This is a genomic window from Actinoplanes sp. NPDC048988, from assembly GCF_043197815.1.
In the GTDB taxonomy this organism is placed as follows: domain Bacteria; phylum Actinomycetota; class Actinomycetes; order Mycobacteriales; family Micromonosporaceae; genus Actinoplanes.
Map to the genome: position 1 here is coordinate 234984 of NZ_JBICTW010000010.1, position 19402 is coordinate 254385.

Annotated in this window: 14 protein-coding genes; 7 read left to right on the forward strand and 7 right to left on the reverse strand. The window is 72.7% G+C overall.

Going from position 1 to position 19402, the window contains the following annotated elements:
* Nucleotides 1–10: 10 nt before the first annotated feature.
* The 3 genes from ACGFJ7_RS28740 to ACGFJ7_RS28750 are packed head-to-tail and all read right to left on the reverse strand — an operon-like array spanning nucleotide 11 to nucleotide 3593.
* Complete coding sequence (locus ACGFJ7_RS28740; protein ID WP_392644769.1) at nucleotides 11–2113, reverse strand: xanthine dehydrogenase family protein molybdopterin-binding subunit; 2103 nt, start codon at nucleotides 2111–2113, stop codon at nucleotides 11–13.
* On the reverse strand, nucleotides 2110–3117 hold the full coding sequence (locus ACGFJ7_RS28745; RefSeq protein WP_392644771.1) for an FAD binding domain-containing protein: 1008 nt from the start codon (nucleotides 3115–3117) through the stop codon (nucleotides 2110–2112). Before ACGFJ7_RS28745 ends, ACGFJ7_RS28740 begins: the two co-directional genes overlap by 4 nt.
* Nucleotides 3117–3593: a (2Fe-2S)-binding protein gene (locus ACGFJ7_RS28750; RefSeq protein ID WP_360255071.1), complete on the reverse strand. Its 477-nt coding sequence runs from the start codon at nucleotides 3591–3593 to the stop codon at nucleotides 3117–3119. The genes ACGFJ7_RS28745 and ACGFJ7_RS28750 overlap by 1 nt, the downstream gene beginning before the upstream one ends.
* Nucleotides 3594–3786: 193 nt before the next feature.
* On the opposite strand from ACGFJ7_RS28750, the gene ACGFJ7_RS28755 reads away from it, so the two are divergent.
* The gene (locus tag ACGFJ7_RS28755) at nucleotides 3787–4863 is read left to right on the forward strand and encodes a hypothetical protein (RefSeq protein ID WP_360255069.1); all 1077 of its coding nucleotides are present in this window, start codon (nucleotides 3787–3789) and stop codon (nucleotides 4861–4863) included.
* A gap of 24 nt (nucleotides 4864–4887) precedes the next feature.
* The gene (locus tag ACGFJ7_RS28760) at nucleotides 4888–5952 is read left to right on the forward strand and encodes an XdhC family protein (protein ID WP_392644773.1); all 1065 of its coding nucleotides are present in this window, start codon (nucleotides 4888–4890) and stop codon (nucleotides 5950–5952) included.
* A gap of 158 nt (nucleotides 5953–6110) precedes the next feature.
* On the opposite strand, the gene ACGFJ7_RS28765 is transcribed toward ACGFJ7_RS28760, so the two are convergent.
* The gene (locus ACGFJ7_RS28765) at nucleotides 6111–7121 is read right to left on the reverse strand and encodes an aldo/keto reductase (protein ID WP_360255064.1); all 1011 of its coding nucleotides are present in this window, start codon (nucleotides 7119–7121) and stop codon (nucleotides 6111–6113) included.
* Nucleotides 7122–7130: 9 nt separating this feature from the next.
* The gene (locus ACGFJ7_RS28770; protein WP_392644775.1) at nucleotides 7131–7832 is read right to left on the reverse strand and encodes a response regulator; all 702 of its coding nucleotides are present in this window, start codon (nucleotides 7830–7832) and stop codon (nucleotides 7131–7133) included.
* A 101-nt stretch (nucleotides 7833–7933) separates the two neighbouring features.
* On the opposite strand from ACGFJ7_RS28770, the gene ACGFJ7_RS28775 reads away from it, so the two are divergent.
* Nucleotides 7934–10543, forward strand: a complete 2610-nt coding sequence (locus ACGFJ7_RS28775; RefSeq protein WP_392644778.1) for a LuxR C-terminal-related transcriptional regulator — start codon at nucleotides 7934–7936, stop codon at nucleotides 10541–10543.
* Here ACGFJ7_RS28775 and ACGFJ7_RS28780 read toward each other — a convergent pair.
* Nucleotides 10527–11096 carry a histidine kinase gene (locus tag ACGFJ7_RS28780; RefSeq protein ID WP_360255058.1) on the reverse strand — a complete coding sequence of 190 codons (570 nt, stop codon included), beginning with the start codon at nucleotides 11094–11096 and terminating at the stop codon, nucleotides 10527–10529. The two genes, ACGFJ7_RS28775 and ACGFJ7_RS28780, sit on opposite strands and share 17 nt — an antisense overlap.
* Nucleotides 11097–11176: 80 nt before the next feature.
* On the opposite strand from ACGFJ7_RS28780, the gene ACGFJ7_RS28785 reads away from it, so the two are divergent.
* The 4 genes from ACGFJ7_RS28785 (at nucleotide 11177) to ACGFJ7_RS28800 (ending at nucleotide 19003) form a co-directional block, all read left to right on the forward strand.
* Nucleotides 11177–13885, forward strand: a complete 2709-nt coding sequence (locus ACGFJ7_RS28785; RefSeq protein WP_392644780.1) for an AAA family ATPase — start codon at nucleotides 11177–11179, stop codon at nucleotides 13883–13885.
* A 57-nt stretch (nucleotides 13886–13942) separates the two neighbouring features.
* Nucleotides 13943–15301: an FAD-binding oxidoreductase gene (locus ACGFJ7_RS28790; RefSeq protein ID WP_392644782.1), complete on the forward strand. Its 1359-nt coding sequence runs from the start codon at nucleotides 13943–13945 to the stop codon at nucleotides 15299–15301.
* 99 nt (nucleotides 15302–15400) lie between these two features.
* Nucleotides 15401–17020 carry a methyl-accepting chemotaxis protein gene (locus ACGFJ7_RS28795; protein WP_392644784.1) on the forward strand — a complete coding sequence of 540 codons (1620 nt, stop codon included), beginning with the start codon at nucleotides 15401–15403 and terminating at the stop codon, nucleotides 17018–17020.
* Between the two features lie 90 nt (nucleotides 17021–17110).
* A complete protein-coding gene (locus ACGFJ7_RS28800; RefSeq protein WP_392644786.1) occupies nucleotides 17111–19003 on the forward strand; it encodes an acyl-CoA dehydrogenase family protein in 1893 nt (630 codons plus the stop codon).
* 3 nt (nucleotides 19004–19006) lie between these two features.
* On the opposite strand, the gene ACGFJ7_RS28805 is transcribed toward ACGFJ7_RS28800, so the two are convergent.
* The gene (locus tag ACGFJ7_RS28805; RefSeq protein ID WP_360255045.1) at nucleotides 19007–19327 is read right to left on the reverse strand and encodes a hypothetical protein; all 321 of its coding nucleotides are present in this window, start codon (nucleotides 19325–19327) and stop codon (nucleotides 19007–19009) included.
* Between the last annotated feature and the right edge of the window lie 75 nt (nucleotides 19328–19402).

Sequence of the window (19402 nt, forward strand, 5' to 3'; positions counted from 1 at the left end):
GCGGACCCCGCTACAGCAGGTCCGCGAGGGTGATGGGCAGTTTTCGGATTCGCCGCCCGGTGGCGTGGAACACCGCGTTGGACACCGCGCCGGCGACGCCCACCATGGAGACCTCGCCCAGCCCTTTGACACCGACGGGATTGAGCTGATAGTCGGGCTTGTCGATGAAGTCGACGTCGATCTGCCCGATGTCGGCGTTGACCGAGACGGGGTATTCCTCCAGGGTCGCGTTGACGAACCCGCCGTAGCGGCTGTCGACCTCGAGGTGTTCCCGCAGAGCCGCGCCCAGCCCCCAGGTGACCGCGCCTCTGACCTGGCTCGCCGCTGTGACCGGGCTCGCCACGGCGCCACAGTCGGCGACGCTGACCACACGGGGCACCCGGATGCGGCGAGTACCCTTCTCGACGCGGACCTCCACGAAATGCGCGACATAGCTGAAGGTCACGAAGCTGTCGTATACCGGGCCGGCCAGTGTCACCAGGCCGGTGCGCGCTCGCTCGACCATCGCCTCGGGCAGGCCGTTGCTCGCGGTCACCGTGACCGGCAACGTGCCCCCGAGTTGCGGCCGCAGTTCCAGGACGGCGGCGCGGACCGCGGGCAGCGCCGAAGCGGTGCCCCACGAACCGGCGGTCAGATGCTGGGTCGCGACTCGGGTGTCACCCACGCCGACGCGGATCAGAGCCGGGTCCGCCTCGAGGAGCTCGGCCGCGAGCAGGGCGATCGCCGACCGGATGCCCTGGCCCATCTCGTGGCCGTCCACATCGATCTGGAACGTGCCGTCGGCGTTGGCCGTGACCCGGGCGACGGCCGGGGTCATCGAGGCCGGATAGGCTCCGATGGCCACGCCCCAGCCGATCTGCGCGCCGTCCGGGTCCAGCCAGCTCCCCGGCCGCGCCGGCCGCCGGGACCAACCGAACATCTCCGCCCCTCGGCGTAAGCACTCGGACACATGCCGGGAGGAGAAGGGCAGGCCGGTGACGGGGTCGTGCGTGGCGTCGTTGGCCAGTTTGAGCTCGAGTGGGTCCATGCCGAGCTGGTACGAGATCTCATCGACGGCCGATTCGACCGCCCACGCCGCGGGATGCTCGAACGGCGCCCGCATGTATCCCGGCGTCTGCACATCCGTTTGCACCAGCCGTTGGCGCCCGCGGAACGCGGGCACGCCGTACAGCCGCGAACTGACCTCGGTGAAGGTGGCCGGGAACAGATCGTGCCTCGACGTCTGCTGGTCGGCCTCGTGCACGATCGCCGTGAGACGGCCGCCGCGGTCGGCGCCCACTTTGATGCGGTGACGGCTCTGCGGCCGAAAGCTTCCACTGTGGAACGTCTGAGGCCGGGTCAGGACGAGTTTGACGGGACGGCCGAGCCGGCGGGCCGCGACGGCGAGCGGTCCGGTGTGATTCTGCAGGGAGTTCTTCTGGCCGAAGGCGCCACCCAGGTAGGGGGAGATGACCTCGATCTTGGATGCGTCCAGGCCGAGCTGTTGCGCCAGGCCGTTACGGACGGCCGCGGCATTCTGGGTGCCCTCGTGCACGACCAGCGTGTCACCGCGCCACTCGACCACACTCGCCAGCAACTCCATCGGAGCGGGGTTCTGCGGCGGATGGTCGTAGGTCTGCTCGACTCGGACGTCGGAGCCGGCGATCGCGGCGTCGGCGTCGCCGAACTTGATGTCCTTGAGGAACGGCAGGGGGATCGCCTCCTCCTGCACCACGGCCGTCGCGCCGGGGTCGTCCAGGCTCACCGCGAACGGTTCCGTGACGTACGTGGCGCCGATCAGAGACGCCGCGTAGGTCGCGGTGACCGGGTCGTCGGCGACCACGAGCGCGATGGGCTGGCCCTTGTAGGCGATCCGGTCGGTGGTCAGCGGCTGGAAGCTCTGCACGGCGAAGCCGCCGCCCATGACGAATCCCGCCGGGCGCAGTTCGTCGATGTGGGTGAGAACCAGGCGCACGCCGGGCACCTCGGACGCCCTGGTGGTGTCCACCTCGGTGATCTGGCCGCGGTCGATGGTCGCGGTGGCGAAGGCGGCGTGGGCCAGCCCGTCCGGCACCTGATCGGAGCCGTACAGTGCGGCGCCGCGCACCTTGTCTCGGGCATCTACGCGGCTCACGACTCACTCCTCGACAGGCTGAGCAGGGACTGGGCGACGGTGTGAACGCCCAGCTCGACCTTGAACGCGTTGGCCCGCCCCGGTTCCGCACCGCGCATGGCGATCTCGCCGGCGGTCCGGGCCGCGTCCTCGGTGAGCGGCCGGCCGATCAGCCATTGCTCCGCCGCCGCGGCACGCCACGGCACAGTCGACACGCCCCCGAGGGCGATGCGGCACTCGATGACCGCGGCCTCCGCCGGCGAGCCGGCCAGCACCAGGCCGACCGCGGCCGAGGCGAACGCGAACGCGTAGCTCTCCCGTGGCCGGATCTTCAGGTACGCCGATTTCGCAGCCACGGCGGTGATCGGCAGCCGGACCTGGGTGATCACCTCGCCCGGCCGCAGGACGTGCTCGACGTGCGGGGTGTCGCCCGGCAACGGGCGCAGCTGGGCCACCGGCAGGCTCCGTGCGCCGTCGGGCCCGAGCACGTCGACGACGGCGTCGAACGCGACCAGCGCGACAGCGAGGTCCCCGGGGTAGGTGGCGATGCAGTCGTCGCTGGTGCCCAGCACCGCCATACCGCCGTCCACGCCGTCACGCGCCGCGCAGCCGGTACCGGGATCGCGCTTGTTGCACGGGTACGGCACTCCACCGCGGAAGTACGCACACCGGGTGCGCTGCATCAGGTTCCCGCCGATGGTGGCCATGTTGCGCAGCTGCTGCGACGCCGAGCGCCACAGCGACTCCGAGACCGCCGGGAACAAGCGGCGCACCTCGGGATGAGCCGATACCGCCGACATCCGCGCGCCCGCGCCGATCACCAGTTCGCCGGCGCGAACCTCGAGGTGGTCGAGCTCACGCAACAGGTGGATGTCGACCACGGCCGCCGGTGCCTCGACGCCGATCTTCATCAGGTCGTACAGCGTCGTTCCGCCGGCCAGGAGCTTGGTGGACTCCCCGCCCGCGCGCAGCGCCTCGATCGCTTCGTCCAGCGTCCGCGGGCGGAAGTAGGTGAACGGCAGCATCAGGAAGCCTCCGTACGGTGCGCGCACTGCCGGATCGCCGCGACGATGCCCGGGTAGGCGCCGCACCGGCAGACGTTTCCGCTCATGTACTCGCGGATGTCGTCGTCGGTGCCGGCGTTGCCCTCGGCGATGCAGGCGATGCCGGACATGATCTGTCCCGGGGTGCAGTAGCCGCACTGAAGGGCGTCGTTCTCGATGAACGCCTCCTGCAGCGGGTGCAGGCCGCCGCCGGGCCCGCTGATCCCCTCGATGGTGGTGACGTGCCGGCCCTCGACCTGTACGGCCGGAGTCAGGCAGGACAGCACGCGCTGCCCGTCCAGGTGCACGGTGCATGCCCCGCAGTGCCCCTGATCGCAGCCCTTCTTGGGGCCGGTGATCCGCAGCCTTTCCCGTAGCACGTCCAGCAGGCTCTCGCGCGGATCGAGGTCGAGCTGCTGGTGGGTGTCGTTGACGGTGAACGTTGTCGGTACGACCACGACGAGTCCCTCCAAATGTCGGTGACGGACGTCCACCTCAGGGTGCGCGCCACGGGCGGCCCGGTCTGTATGGCCTTCTGTACGGCGAGCAGGGGTTTTCCGCGGGCGGCCGTGGGGTTTACCCCATGGCCGGTGCCGCGTCACCGCCCAACACTCGACTCGAGACGATCGGAGCGGCTCAGGGGGAGAACCGGTGACACATCACATCAGGCTGCGGCAGCCGGCGGCGGGAGCTGCCGGGCTCCTGTTCGTCCTGCCGGTGTTCCTCGTGCTGGTTTTCGCCGCCGGAGGTGCCGAGACGGCACTTCGGGTGGTCGGCCCGGTCGCCACCTTCGGGCTGCCGACGGTGGCGATGATCGCCTTCTGGTGGGACGACTGGCCGGGTACCGGCCTGCCGGGGGAGTGGTCGGCGGTGACGGACACGGTGATGGCGCTGGTCGCGGCGGTTCTGTTCACCCTGCTCGGTCAGGCGGTGATCGACCGTGTCGACGTGACCGCTCTTGTGCATCCCTACCCCGGGCCGGGTCATACGGCCATCTGGCCCGCGACGCTGCCTCTGGCGGCCGGAGTGTTCACGGCGATGCTGCAACTGACTCTGGTCGGGGAGGGCTTTCCCGTACGCCACCTGCCGCGGGCTGCGGCCGGGGTGACCGCACTGACGCTGTGCTGGGTCGTCGGCGCGGCCGGCTACCTGCTGGTGGTGCGAGGTCACCTGATGGAGCCCGGTGCCTACGGCGCTTGGCTCACGGTGATCGGTGCGTGGCAGGTGGTCCCGTACGTGGCGTTGCGCGGCTGGCCGATCACACTGATCCGCCGACCCCATCTGCGCAGGTTGACCGGCAACCTCGTGGTCCTGGGCGGCGCGAGCCTCACCTATCTCGTGGCCCGGCACGGGGCGGCCTGGCCCGCTACCCGCATCACCGCGATAGCCGGATGCGCCGTAGCCGGATCGCTCCTGGTCGGCATGCTGTTCGACTCATGGATTCTCGACCGGCTCCGGCCGGCTTCCGGGCGCGCGACCGTCCTGGGGGCCGTGGTCTCGGCCACCGCCGTGATCTATGGCCTGCTCCGTCTCTGCGTGGCCGGACACGTCTGGCGGCCCGGCGCGAACACCGATGACTGGATCGCCTTCGCGGCGCTCAACGGCATCGGCTTGGCGATCATCCTGCACGTGGCGATCTGGCACCGCTGGCCCGTGACAGTGGCCGAGGACAAGCAAACCCGCGGGACCGACGGCGCCGCGGCGCCGGCTGGTACCGGCGCCAACTGACATCAAGCGGCATAGGAGCCTACGGTGCTCGACGTATTGGACGATCTCTTGCGATGGTGGAACGACGGGCAGCCCGTCGGCGTCGCCACGGTGGTGAGCACCTGGCGTTCGGCTCCGCGGCTGCCGGGCGCGACCATGCTGGCCGGACCGGACGGCACGGCTGTCGGCAGCCTGTCCGGCGGTTGCGTCGAAGGAACGGTGTACGAACTGGCCCGCGAAGCAGCCGAGACGGGAATCTCCGGCCTTCACCGCTTCGGCGTGAGCGATGATGACGCCTTCGCCGTAGGGCTCACATGCGGCGGGACTCTTGAGGTGTTCGTCGAACGTGTCGACCGGGCGACCTTCCCGCAACTCGGGTCGGTCGCCGCCGCGATCCGGGCCGGAGCGCGGGTGGCCGTGGCCACCACCGTCTCCGGACCCCCGCGGCGCGCCGTGATCTGGCCACGGCACACCGACGGCGACCCAGGGCACGGTGAGGCCGTCCGCGCCATGTGGCAGCAGGGCCGCACCGGCCTGGTGGAGCAGGACGGAACGCAGGTGTTCGTAGCTTCCTACCAGCCGCCGCCCCGCCTCATCATCTTCGGCGCGACCGATTTCGCGGCAGCCCTGGCTCGGGTCGGGAAGATCCTCGGATACCGGACGACCGTGTGCGACGCCCGCCCGCTCTTCGCCACCGAACGGCGCATGCCCGGCGCGGACGAGGTGGCGGTGGACTGGCCGCACCGATATCTCGAGGCTGAGGCCGAGGCCGGCCGTATCGACGAACGCACCGCGATCTGCGTTCTGACGCACGATCCCAAGTTCGACATCCCCGCCCTGCGGGTGGCCTTGCGGTTGCCTGTGGCCTACGTGGGGGCCATGGGATCCCGCCGCACACACGACCAGCGACTCGAACGTCTGCGCGACAGCGGTGTGCCCGCCGAACATCTGGCTCGGCTGTCATCACCGGTCGGCTTGGACCTCGACCCGCGAACTCCCGAGGAGACGGCGGTCAGCATCGGCGCCGAACTCCTGCTGCTTCGCTCCGGCCGCAGCGGGCGCCGGTTGTCGCACACGAGCGGGCCGATCCACCACCCGGCTGCCCCATGAGCGCCCGCCGTGACCGCGACGGCGGGCGCTCGTTTTCTCTCCTCGAGGATCAGCTTCAAGGGGCGCTGGTACGAGAGGGCCGACTTGGACCGCGTGTCAGTTCAGGTTCCCTTTTTAAGGGCGCGCACGTGCATGCTGTCGATGCTTGCCCGCGACCCTTAACGCTCGCTGTCGAGCATGGCCATCATCGGGGCGGCGTAGCGGTCGCCGGCGGCGGACCCGGCCGGGACGGCCTCCTCGATCTGGCGCAGCACGGTCTCGCTCAGTGTGAGGTCGGCCGCGTGCAGCGACTCGGCCAGGCGGTCGCGGCGGCGGGCGCCGACCAGCGGCACGATGTCGGCGCCCTGGGCCAGCACCCAGGCGATGGCCACCTGGCCGGTCGTGGCGCCCAGCCGCTCGGCCACCCGGGACAGCGCCTCGACCAGGCGCAGGTTCGCCTCGAGGTTCTCGCCCTGGAAGCGGGGGCTGTGGGCCCGGAAGTCGGCGCCGGTCAGTGCCCGCTCGGCCGACCAGTGGCCGCTGAGCAGACCGCGGGAGAGCACGCCGTACGCGGTGAGGCCGATGCCGAGCTCGCGCAGCACGGGCAGGATCTTGCGCTCGGGGCCGCGGGACACCAGCGAGTACTCGATCTGCACGTCGCTGATCGGCGCGGCCGCGGCGGCCCGGCGCAGGGTGTCGGCGCCCACCTCGGACAGTCCGATGTGCCGGATGTAGCCGGCCTGGCGCATCTCGTCGAGCGCGCCGATCGTCTCCTCGACCGGGATGTGCGGGTTCAGCCGTGACGGCCGGTAGATGTCGATGTAGTCGGTGCCGAGGCGGCGCAGCGAGTACGCCAGCCGGTCCTTCACGGCGGCCGGTGACACGTCGTACGGCACCTGCTGGAAGCCGCCGTCGGGAGTCCGCCGGGCGCCGAACTTGACGCTGAGCACCACCTCGGACCGGTCGCGTTCGCGCAGGGCGCGGCCGATCAGCATCTCGTTGTGCCCGGAGCCGTAGAAGTCGCCGGTGTCGATGAGCGTGACGCCGGCGTCGATGGCCGCGTGCAGCGTCGCGATGCTCTCCCGCTCGTCGGCCGGGCCGTACAGGTCGGACATGCCCATGGCGCCCAGGCCCAGGGTGGAGACCTCAGGCCCGTACGAGCCGAGCTTGCGTGTTCCGATCGTTGTCATGGTGCCATCTCACCTTCGGGTGCGGCCGGCGTCAGTGTGGAAAGCACACTGCTCCGAGCTCAGATAGTGGAGAACGGCCTGGACCCGGCGGTGCTGGTGACCGCCGGGACCGCCCAGGCCGAGCTTGGCGAAGACGCCGGTGACGTGCCGTTCCACGGCCGGGACGGTGATGAACAACTGGGCCGCGATGCCGGTGTTGGAGCGGCCCTCGGCCATCAGGGCCAGGACCTCGCGCTCGCGGGCCGTCAGGTGGGCCAGCGGGCCGTCCTTGCGCCCGCGCCGCAGCAGGCCGGAGATGACGTCGGGGTCGAGCGCGGCGTCGCCCGCCGCGACCCGGCGGACCGCGTCGACCAGGGTGTCGGCGACCGCGATCTTCTCCTTGAGCAGGTAGCCGACGCCGGTCGGGCCGGCCGCGACCAGTTCGAGGGCGAAGTCCTCCTCGATGAACTGCGAGACCACGACCACCGCGCACGCCGGGTCGTCCCGGCGCAGTTGCAGGGCGGCCCACATGCCGTCGCGGCCGTCGCCGGAGGGCATGTGCAGGTCGGTCACGACCACGTCCGGCCGATACGCGCGGGCCTGCCCGAGCAGGCCGTCGGCGGTGGCGGCGGTGCCCAGCACGTCGACCCCGCCGCGTTCCAGCACGCGCACCATGCCCTCGCGGATCAGCGCGTGGTCGTCGGCCACGACGACCCTCAGCGTGCTGTTCATCCAGAAACCTCCTCATTCGGCGATCCTCTACACCATGATTGACGCCACCGCGAGGTGAGAGCACCAGTCGTTTGACTCGAACGACGGGGAGAATCGCCACCGTGAACGTTCTCGTGGGCCGGTCGGCGGACCTGGACTACCTCACCGCCTTCCTCGCCGAGCGGGGCGGCACGCTGCTGCTGACCGGCGAGCCCGGTGTCGGCAAGACCGCGCTGCTCGACGCGGCCGAGGCCACGGAGACCGGCGTCATCCGGGTTCCGGTGGCCGAGTACGAGGCGGAGGTCGCCTTCGCCGGCCTCAACCGCGCCCTGCTGCCGCTGCTCGACGAGATCGAAACGCTGGGCGAGGCCCACGAGCGGGCCCTGCGGGTGGCCCTCGGCCTCGGCGCCGGGCCCATGCCGGAGCCGCTGCTGCTGGCCAGCGCGGTCACGCTGCTGCTGCGCCGCGGCTCCCATCTGCTCATCGTGGACGACCTGCAGTGGATCGACCGGGCCAGTGCGCAGGTGTTCAGCTTCGTGGCCCGCCGGCTCGGCGGCAGCCGGGCGGCCGTCCTGGCCGCCTTCCGCACCGGTGGTTCCGGTTTCTTCGACCGTTCCGGCCTGCGGGAGTACGAGGTGAGGCCGCTCGACGAGCAGACGTCGGCCGTCCTGCTGGCCGAGCGGTTCCCCGCCCTCGATCCGCGAGCGCGCGACCGCGTGCTGGCGACCGCGCGGGGCAACCCGCTGGCGCTGCTGGAGTTGCCACAGGCACTGGGTGACGACCTCCCCTCGGTGCTCCCGTTGGGGGAGCGGCTGCAGCGGTTGTACGCGGACCGGATCGCCGCCCTGCCCGCCGAGACGAGGGCCGTGCTGCTCACCGCGGCCCTGGAGGGAGCGGCCGCCGCGGGCAGCCCCCGGCTGCTCGACGCCTTGGAGCCGGCCGAGCGGGACGACCTGGTCCGCGTCGACGGCGGCGCCGGGCGGGTGGTCTTCCGGCATCCCCTGATCCGTTCCGCGGTCGTGACCGGCTCCACCGCGGCCGAGCGGCGGCGCGCCCATCAGGCTCTCGCGGCCGCGTTCCCCGGTGACGTCGAGAGGCGCGCCTGGCATCTGGGCGAGGCCGCCACCGGCCCCGACGAACAGGTCGCGGCCCTGCTCGAGGAGGCGGCCCAGAGCCAGCTGCGCCGGGGCGACTACCAGGCCATGCTGGCCACGCTGACGCGGGCCGCCGACCTGAGCCCGCACGCCGCCGAGCGGGCCCGCCGGCTGGCCGAGGCCGCGTACGTGGGCGCCGAGTACATGGGTGAGGCCCGCAGCGCCGCCCAGCTGCTGGCCGAAGCCCGCCGGGCGGCGGGCGAGGCGGACGCGTCGCTGCACTACGCGGCGGCGGCCGCCCTGGTGATGCTCGACTCCGGCACCCCGGTCGACGTCGCGCACGCCTTCGTGCTGCGCGCCCTGCGGACCGGGGAGGGGCCGCGTGAGGGCGCTCAGTGGATGGTCGCCCTGCTCGCCTTCTTCGGCGGCCGGGCCGAGATGTGGGCGCCGCTGCACGACGTCCGGCAACCCGATCTGCGGCTGGCCATGGACCTGTTCGGTGATCCGGTCCGTACCGGCGTGGCCGCGCTGCCCCGGTTCGAGGCCGGTCTGGCCGCCGCCCAGCACGACACCAACCTCGACGCGGTGCTCAACCTGGTCGCCTGTGGCTGGTTCACCGACCGCATCGGCGTGCTGCGGGGCCGGCTGCTGGAGGCCGTCCACGACGGCGGACCGGCCCGGCTGCGCCTGGTCACGCTCATGAACCTGAGCGTCGACGACTTCCACCGCGGGGCCTGGGCGGAGCAGGCCGAGCTGGTCGCCGAGGGCCTGAGCGTCAGCGCGGCGCCGGGCACCCGGTTCTTCCGGTTCTACTTCTGGTACCACGAGGCGCTGCTGCACGCGGTGCACGGCCGGTCGGCCGAGTGCCGGGCCCGGGCCGAGCACATGCTCGACTGGGCGGCGCCGATCGGGGTCGGGCTGGCGGCCACGATGGCGCGGCACGCCCTGGTGCTGGAGGCGTACAGCCGCAACGACTTCGACGAGGCGTACCGGCACGCGGCCCGGATCAGCCCGCCCGGCACGTTCGCCCCATACGTGCCGATCGCGCTGTGGGTGGCCTTCGACCTGGTCTACGCGGCGCTGCGCACCGGCCGCCGGCACGACGCCGAGGCGCACGTGCGGGCCATGCGGGAGGCGGACGTGGCCGCGCTCTCGCCGCGGCTGGCGATCCTGTCGGCGGCGTGCGAGGCCCTGGTCTCCGACGACGACACGCTCTTCGCCCGGACGCTGGCAATGCCCACTGTGGAGCGGTGGCCGTTCGACGCGGCCCGCATCCGTCTGGCGTATGGGGAGAGGCTGCGCCGATCGCGCGAGGCGGTCGAGGCCCGGCACCAGCTGGAGATCGCCCACGCGGCCTTCCGCCGGCTCGGCGCCGGCCCCTGGGCCGACCGGGCCGAGGCCGAGTTGCGCGCCGCCGGGCAGGCCACCCGCACGCCGGCCGGCGCCCGTGGGGTCGAGTCGCTGACCCCGCAGGAGCTCCAGATCGCGCGAATGGCGGCCGGCGGCATGACCAACAAGGAGATCGCCGAGCGCCTGTTCCTGTCCCCGCGCACCGTGGGCGGCCATCTCTACCAGGTGTTCCCGAAGCTCGGCATCACGAAGCGGGCGGCCCTGCGCGACGCTATCGGTGACCTCTGAGCACCGCCGTCACCCGGGTTCCGGCGCCGGCCGGAGATTCGACGAGCAGGGTTCCCCCGTACGCGGCGACCCGGTCCCGCAGCGACCGCGGGCAGGCGCCACCCACCCCGTCGTCCTGCACCACGATCGTCAGCGTGCCGTCGTCCTCGGTGAGGGTGACAGCGGCCTGGTCCGCCCGCGCGTGCTTGGCCACGTTGGTCAGCGCCTCGGCGATCACGAAGTACGCGTTCGACTCCAGGTCGGCGTCGAACCGGCCGCTGGTGGCGTCGGTGACGGTCACCGGCACCGGCGAGCGGGCCGCGAGCGCCCGCACGGCCGGCACCAGCCCGCGCCGGCTCAGGATCGGCGGGTGGAGCCCGTACGAGAACGCGCGGATCTCCTCGATGGCCCGGGTCGCCGCCGCGATCGCCTCGTCCAGCGGCGCCGCCGCCGGTGACGAGTCGGGCAACGACCCCCGGGCGATCCGCAGATTGATCATCAGCGCCACGAGGCTCTGCTGGGCCCCGTCGTGGAGATCGCGGGCCAGCCGCCGGCGTTCGACTGCCTGGGTCATAGCGGCACTCTGCGCGCCCGGGCGCCCGCGAACACCGGCCATATGACCTAGGTGCCGCAGGTCACGCGTAAAATTCGCCGGTGACGTTGGTGGGACGGGACAGCGAGGTGGCGCGGCTCTCCGCGATGATCCACGCCGTCCGCGACCACGGTGCCGCCCTCGTGTTGCAGGGCGAGGCCGGCATCGGCAAGTCGGCCCTGCTCGCCCGGGCCGCCGCCACCGCCCGTACGGCCGGACTGCGGGTCCTGACCATGGCCGGCACCGAGGCCGAGGCCCATCTGCCCTTCGGCGGCCTGCACCAGATGCTCTATCCGGTCCACGACGCGTTCGGCCTGCTGCCGGCGGGGCAACAGGCGGCCCTGCGGGCGGCCCTGGGCCTGTCCGACGAGACCGTGCCCGACGCCTTCCTGGTCGGTTTCGCCGTGCTCAACCTGCTGGCCGAGCTCGCCGACACCACACCCACCCTGATCGTGGCCGAGGACGCGCATTGGCTCGACGCCGCCACCGCCGACGTGCTCAGCTTCCTCGCCCGCCGGCTGGAGTCCGAGCCGATCCTGCTGCTGGCCGCGGTGCGCACCGGCGCCGGCGTCACCCGCTGGACCGGGGCCGGCCTGCCCGAGCTGACCGTGCGGCCGCTGTCCGACGCCGCCGCGGCCGACCTGCTCGGCCAGTCGAAGGCGGGCCTCACCCCGCCCGAACGGCACCGGCTGCTGGCCGAGGCGGCCGGCAACCCGCTCGCCCTGATCGAGCTCCCGGCCGCGGTCGCCGCCACCCGCGGAACGCTGGCCGCGCCGTGGCTGCCGCTGACCGACCGGCTGGAACGGGCCTTCGTCGACCGGGCCGCCGGCCTGCCGCCCGACACGCTCGCGGCCCTGCAGGTCGCCGCCCTCAACGACGGCGCCGCCCTGGCCGAGATCGAGGACGCCACCGCCGCCCTGACCGGCCACCCGGTCGGGGCCGAGGCGCTGCGACCCGCCGTGGACGCCCGCCTCGTCGAGATCGATGACGACCGGCTGACCTTCCGCCATCCGCTGATCCGTTCGGCCGTCCATCAGAACGCCGGGCCCGCACGCCGTCGCGACGTGCACCAGGCCCTGGCCGGAGTGCTCACCACCGACCCCGACCGGCGGACGTGGCATCTCGCCTCGGCCGCCGACCGGCCGGACGAGACCGTCGCCGCCGCGCTGGAGGCGGTGGCCGCCCGTGCCCAGCGGCGGGGCGGCGCGGCCACGGCGGTGGCCGCCCTCGACCGGGCGGCCCGGCTCAGCCCGGACCCGTGGCGCCGCGCCGACCGGCTTCTCCGCGCGGCCGACGCCGGGGTCGACCTGGGCCGCACCGAGGTCGTCGACCGGCTGCTCGGCGCCGCCCGGGAACTCGACCTCACGGCCGGCCAGCGGGCCCGGGCCGCGTGGATCGGCGCCGCCTTCGACGACGGCATGCGCGACCGGGAGACCGACGCCACCACCCTGGCCGGTCTGGCCGGGGAGACCGCCGCCGCGGGTGACCTCGACCTCGGCGTGCGCATCCTGTGGAGCGCGGCCCTGCGCTGCTTCTGGTCCGAGCCCGGGCCGGACGCCCGCCGGCGGATCGTGGCCGTGGCCGAGGGCCTGCCGCTGGACCCGCACGACGCCCGGCTGCTGGCCATCCTGGCCTACGCGGCGCCGATCGACCGGGGCGCCGTGGTGATCGAACGGTCCCGGGAAGTGCTGGCCCAGCCGCTGCCCGACCCGCGGGCGGTGCGGTTGCTGGGCAGCGCCGCCGTGCTGGTCGGCTCCTTCGACGTGGCCCTCGCCCAGTCGGCCGCCTCGCTCACCGGGCTGCGTACGCAGGGCCGCCTGCAATTGCTCGCGCGAGCACTGGCCGCCCAGGCCTGGAGCGCCGTGCATCTGGTCGACCTCGCGGTCGCCATCCCGGCCGCCCAGGAGGCGAGCGACCTGGCCGAGGAGACCGGGCAGCCGTACCTGCTGGGGCTGATCCGGGCCAGCCAGGCCAAGCTGGCCGCCCTGCGCGGCGACTTCGACGGCGCGCGGCGGCTGGCCGGCGAGGCCGAGCGGCGGGGCCTGCCGGTCGGCGCCCGGCCGGTGCTCGCCACCGCCCAGCACGCCCGGGCCCTGGCCGCTCTCGGCGAGGGCGACCATGCCGAGGCTTTGGAGCGGCTGCTGCGCCTGCACGACCCGGGCGACCCGTCCTATCAGCCGGCGCTGCGCTGCCACACGATCGGCGACCTGGCCGACGCCGCCGCGCACGCCGGCCGCGCCGAGCTGATCGCACCGGTCATCGCCGAGATGGAGCGGGCGGCGGCCCGCACCCCGTCGCCGTCGCTGCACGACGGTTTGCGGCTGGCCCGGGCCCTGCTGGGCGACGACCCCTCGGCATATGAGGACGCCTTGGCCCAGGATCTGGATCGGCGGCCGTTCACGCGGGCGCGGGCCGAGCTGGCGTACGGGGAATGGCTGCGCCGCCGGCGGCGGGTCGCCGAGTCCCGTCAGCCGCTGCGGGCGGCGCGCGACGCCTTCGACGCGCTCGGCGCCGTGCCGTGGGGCGACCGGGCCCGGCGCGAGCTGCGCGCGGCCGGTGAGCGCAGCGGTCAGCGGGCCGCCGCCGCGACCGACCGGCTCACCGCCCACGAGTTCCAGATCGCCCAGCTGGCCGCGCAGGGCCTGACCAACCGCGACATCGGCAAGCGCCTCTACATCTCGCACCGCACGGTCGGGGCCCACCTGGCGAAGATCTTCCCCAAGATCGGCGTCACCTCACGCGTACAGCTGCGGGAGGCCCTGGAGGGTTGAGGTCTCCCACTCTCGCCGTCGTTTGGTGGTGGCATCACCCGATGCCCGGGTGCCGGGGTGCGCCGCATCATCGACGGCGTGGACAACCTTGATCAACTTCGTGTCTTCCGGCCCGGCGAGCCGGAGTACGCCGCCGCCTGCGCCACCTTCAACGTGCTCGCCCCACTGCATCCGGCGCTCGTCGTCGACGCCGCGAGCGCGGCCGACGTCCAGCAGGCCGTCCGGTACGCGGCGGCCAACGGCCTCGCCGTGGCCGTCAAGGGCGGCGGGCACCTCCAGCCGGTTCCCGGCGACGGCGCCGTCCTGATCATTCTGGACCGGATGGCCGGCGTCACCGTCGACCCGTCGTCGGCGGTCGCCCGGGTCACCGGCTCGGCGCGCTGGGGCCAGGTCCTGGACGCGGCCGCCGAGCACGGCCTGGCGCCGCTCAACGGGTCCACGCCGACCGTCAGCGCCATCGGCTACGTCCTTGGCGGCGGTCAGAGCCCCACTCTCGGCCGGCAGTACGGCTACGCCAGCGACCACGTCACCGAGTTCGAGGTCGTCACCGCCGACGGATCGCTTCGGGTCGTGAACGACACTCAGGAGCCTGAGCTCTTCCACGCCCTCAAGGGCACCCGCGGCAACCTCGGCGTGGTCACCCGGATGGACATCGGCCTGCTGCGCCACCCCACCATCTACGCCGGCGGCATCTTCTTCCCCGGCGAGCAGATGACCACCCTGCTGCCGCTGTGGCGCGACTGGGCGGCCACCCTGCCCGAGAACGCCGGCACCTCGGTGGCCGTCGACCGGCTTCCTCCGGTGCCCGACCTGCCGCCGCACCTGCGCGGCGCCTTCCTGCTGCACGTACGGTTCGCCTTCACCGGCCCGGCCGACCAGGGCGAGGCCCTGCTGGCCCCGATCCGGGCCGCCGGCACCGCCGTCGACGACTCGGTGGCCGAGGTGCCGTACCGCGACTCCGCCCTGATGCACGCCGACCCGCTGAACCCGCTGCCGTACGTGGACAAGGGCCTCGGCGTGCGGGAACTCACGGACGAGGCGCTGGCCGCATTCCTGGGCGCCGTCGGCCCCGGGGTGGACTGCCCGCTGGTCACCGTCGAGATCCGGGCCCTCGGCGGCGCCCTCGACCGGGCCCCCGCGGCCCCGGACGCGGTGCCCTCGCGCGGGCTGCCCTTCCAGGTGCTCGGCATCGGCGCGGGCGGGCCGGACGACCTGCCGCGTCTGCGGGCCGCCCTGGACCGGCTCGTCGAGGCGCTGCGACCCTGGCGGTACGACCACCAGATGGCCAACTTCATGACCGCCGGCGGAGCCGGGCTGCGCGACGTGTACGGGCCGGAGCTCTATGACCGTGTCCTCGCCGTCAAGCACAAGTACGACCCGGACAACCTGTTCCGCGTGAACTTCAACTTCGTCTGACGGATTCGCCGATAGCGGTGAGGGGCGGGGCCGGGCACTTGCATAGTGAAGGTGGTAGTGGGTCTCCCTATCCTCGGATTCATCCGGAAGAGGACTGTTATGAGCACGATGACCCTTTCCGCCGCGCCGCGCCGGGCCTCGTTCGCGGATCTCAGCGTCAGCGTGAAGGTGATCGCCTCGGTCGCCACGGCGGCCCTGGTGGCGCTGGTCGTCGGGATCGTCGGGCTGGTGTCGCTCGGCCGGGCCAGCGACTCCGCCCAGCTGATCTACGCCAGCAACGTCGCCAGCATCAAGGCGATCGGGCAGATCAAGTTCGTCATGACGAAGACCCGCTCGGACGTCGCCAACCAGGCCCTCTCCCTCACCCCCGAGACGACGAAGCAGTTCACCGACGACGTCAAGACCGACATCACGGACGCCAACGCGGCCCTGAAGGCGTACCGCGGCACCATGCCGGCGGCGAACACCACCCAGATCGACGCGCTGGAGAAGACCTGGGACACCTACACCGGGCTGGTCGAGAACAAGCTCCTGCCCGCCGGCACCAGCAAAGACATCAAGACCTGGGTCTCGGTACGCAAGAACGAGACCCTGCCCGCCCTGAACTCGATCTACGACCAGCTCACCGACCTTGACAAGATCGAGACGGCCGACGCGGCCAAGAACGCCGCGAGCGCCCGGTCGGGGTACGAGTCCAGCCGGACCACCGCGATCGTCATCCTGGTCATCGGGCTGGCGCTGGCCCTGCTGCTCGGCTTCCTGGTCGCCCGCAAGATCGTGCAATCACTTTCCAAGGTCACGTACGTCTGTGACGGCCTCGCCGACGGCGATCTGACCCGCGCGACGGGCCTGACCACCCGCGACGAGCCGGGCCGGATGGGACGCTCGCTGGACGCCGCGATGGCCCGGCTGCGCGCCACCATCGCGACCATCGAGGGCTCCGCCGCGTCCCTGGCCGGGGCGTCCGAGCAGATGACCGGCACATCGGCCCAGATCGCCGCCTCGGCCGAGGAAGCGTCGGTGCAGGCGCAGGCGGTGTCGGCCGCGGCCGAGCAGGTGTCGCGCAGCGTCGAGACGGTGTCGGCCGGTAGCGAGGAGATGGGCGCGTCGATCCGGGAGATCTCGCAGAACGCGGCCGAGGCGGCCCGGGTCGCGGCCGAGGCGGTGACCGTCACCGCGGCCACCTCGGCCACGATGAACAAGCTGGGTGACTCGTCGGCCGAGATCGGCAACGTCATCAAGACGATCACCGCGATCGCCGAGCAGACGAACCTGCTGGCGCTGAACGCGACGATCGAGGCGGCGCGGGCCGGTGAGATGGGCAAGGGCTTCGCGGTGGTCGCCTCCGAGGTGAAGGACCTGGCTCAGGAAACGGCGCGGGCGACCGAGGACATCTCCAAGCGGGTCGAGGCGATCCAGGCCGACACCAGCGGCGCGGTCACCGCGATCGAGGAGATCTCTCTGGTCATCGGCCGGATCAGCGAGTTCCAGACGACCATCGCGTCGGCGGTGGAGGAGCAGACGGCGACCACGGCCGAGATGAACCGCAGCGTGGCCGAGGCGTCCGGCGGCACCGGCGAGATCGCGCAGAACATCACCGGCGTGGCCGAGGCGGCCCGGATGACCAGCCAGGGCGTCGCCGAGACCCAGCAGGCCAACGCGGAGCTGGCCCGGATGTCGACCGAGCTGAGCAGCCTGGTCTCCTCGTTCCGCGTCTAGCCTGGGGGCGAAATCGCGGCATGCGCCAGACGCCTACCGCTTGGTAACACCGTTCAGTAGCGTGACGGCGAGCCAGGTCAGGGGGTAGCCGTGACGGCAACGCAGCCAACGCAGGCCCATGTCTCGGAGAAGCAGGCGCGGCAGGTCGCCGAGGCCGCTCGCGAGACCGAGTGGCGCAAGCCCAGCTTCGGCAAGGAGCTGTTCCTGGGCCGGTTACGGCTCGATCTGATCGACCCGTGGCCGGCCGCCGAGCCCGATCCGGCGTTCCTGGGCCGGCTCCGGGAGTACCTGCGTACCGTCGACGGGGCCCGGATCGAGCGGGAGGACCGGATCCCGGACGAGGTCTTCCACGGCCTGGCGGAGCTGGGCGCCTTCGGCATGAAGATCGACGAGACGTACGGCGGCCTCGGCCTGTCGAATCTGCATTACTGCAAGGCGCTGACCCTCATCGGGTCGGTCAGCCCGGCGGCCGGCGCGCTGCTGTCGGCGCATCAGTCGATCGGGGTGCCGCAACCGCTGAAGATCTTCGGCACGGCCGAGCAGAAGGCCGAGTTCCTGCCCCGGCTGGCCGCCGGCGAGGTGTCCGCGTTCCTGCTCACCGAGCCCGACGTGGGCTCCGACCCGGCCCGCCTGGCCACCGTGGCCGAACCGGTCGAGGGCGGCTACCGGCTCAACGGGGTGAAGCTCTGGGCCACCAACGGCACCGTCGCCACCCTGCTGGTCGTCATGGCCCGCGTGCCGGGCCGGGGCATCACCGCCTTCGTCGTCGAGGGCGACGCGCCCGGCATCACCGTCGAGCGGCGCAACTCGTTCCTCGGCCTGCGCGGGCTGGAGAACAGCCTGACCCGCTTCCACGACGTCTTCGTGCCCGAGCGCAACGTCGTCGGCGGCCCCGGCAAGGGCCTGCGGATCGCGCTCACGACGCTCAACACCGGCCGGTTGTCGCTGCCCGCGATGTGTGTCGGGGCCAGCAAGCGGGCGCTGGCGATCGCCCGCGAATGGTCGGCCCAGCGCGTGCAGTGGGGCCATCCGGTCGGCCGGCACGAGGCGGTGGCGGGCAAGCTCGCCTTCATGGCCGCCACCACGTACGCGATGGAGTCGATGCTCGACCTGAGCTGCGCGATCGCCGACGACGACCGCAACGACATCCGCATCGAAGCGGCCCTGGTCAAGCTGTACGCCAGCGAGATGGCGTGGCGGATCGCGGACGAGCTGATCCAGATCCGCGGCGGGCGCGGTTACGAGCGGTCCGACTCGCTGGAGGCCCGGGGCGAGCGGGCCGCCGAGGCCGAACAGCTCCTGCGCGACCTGCGGATCAACCGCATCTTCGAGGGCTCGACCGAGATCATGCACCTGCTCATCGCCCGCGAGGCGGTCGACGCCCACCTCGCGGTCGCCGGCGACATCATCGACCCGGAGGCCGGCCTCGGCCGCAAGACCCGGGCCGGGGTACGGGCGGGGGCGTTCTACGCGAAGTGGCTGCCCACCCTGGCCGTCGGCCGGGGCCAGGCCCCTTCGGCGTACGCCGAGTTCGGGCCCCTGGCCGGCCACATGCGCTACGCCGAGCGCGCGTCCCGCAAGCTCGCCCGGTCGACGTTCTACGCCATGTCCCGCTGGCAGGGCAAGCTCGAACGCAAACAGGGCTTCCTGGGCCGGATCGTCGACATCGGCGCGGAGCTGTTCGCGATGTCCGCCGCCTGCGTCCGCGCCCGGGGCGAACAGGCCCACCGCCCGGAGGGCGTGGAACTGGCCGACCTGTTCTGCCGGCAGGCCCGTCTGCGCGCCGAGGCGCTGTTCGCCGCGCTCTGGGCGAACAACGACAGCGTGGACGTCCGAGCCGCCAAGCGCCTCCTGGCCGACCGCTACGCCTTCCTGGAAGAGGGCGTCCTCGCCCCGCACGCGGACGACCACCCGTGGGTCGCCGCCTGGGAGGCCGGCCCGTCCACGGCCGAGGACGTCCGCCGCCGCATTCCGCCCCGCTGACCGTCAGCGGTAGGTGGGCGTCGTCCGGTCACGCGTGTGGCAGCGCCGGCACTCGCGCACCTGCGGCGCGTTGAACTCGGTGTTCGCGTAGAGCCACGGCCCCCAGTCGTGCTCAGGCCAGGAGTCCGTCGCGCCGCACCGCAGGCACCGGCGGACCCGGTCGCAGCCGCCGGCGGCCGCGAACGCGCCCCAGTCGTGCCGGCCCCGCTCCTCGGTGCGGCCGCAGACCGCGCAGACGCGGACCGTCTCGCAGCGGCTTCCCGGGTGGGACCACTCTCCCGAATGCCGTCCCAGCGCGCACAGAGCCCGGCGAAAGATGTTCATCCCGGCCTCCTTCGTGGAGTGCTCACGTCCAGGCTAGGACGCCGCCCGGAGTGGCGGGAGGGCCGATCGGCTCTG

Coding starts and splice junctions, on each gene's coding strand:
- ACGFJ7_RS28780 (WP_360255058.1), bottom strand. CDS start 11,096: ATGACCCAGGCAGTCGAACGCCGGCGGCTGGCCCGCGATCTCCACGAC.
- ACGFJ7_RS28805 (WP_360255045.1), bottom strand. CDS start 19,327: ATGAACATCTTTCGCCGGGCTCTGTGCGCGCTGGGACGGCATTCGGGA.
- ACGFJ7_RS28745 (WP_392644771.1), bottom strand. CDS start 3,117: ATGCTGCCGTTCACCTACTTCCGCCCGCGGACGCTGGACGAAGCGATC.
- ACGFJ7_RS28770 (WP_392644775.1), bottom strand. CDS start 7,832: ATGAACAGCACGCTGAGGGTCGTCGTGGCCGACGACCACGCGCTGATC.
- ACGFJ7_RS28795 (WP_392644784.1), top strand. CDS start 15,401: ATGAGCACGATGACCCTTTCCGCCGCGCCGCGCCGGGCCTCGTTCGCG.
- ACGFJ7_RS28765 (WP_360255064.1), bottom strand. CDS start 7,121: ATGACAACGATCGGAACACGCAAGCTCGGCTCGTACGGGCCTGAGGTC.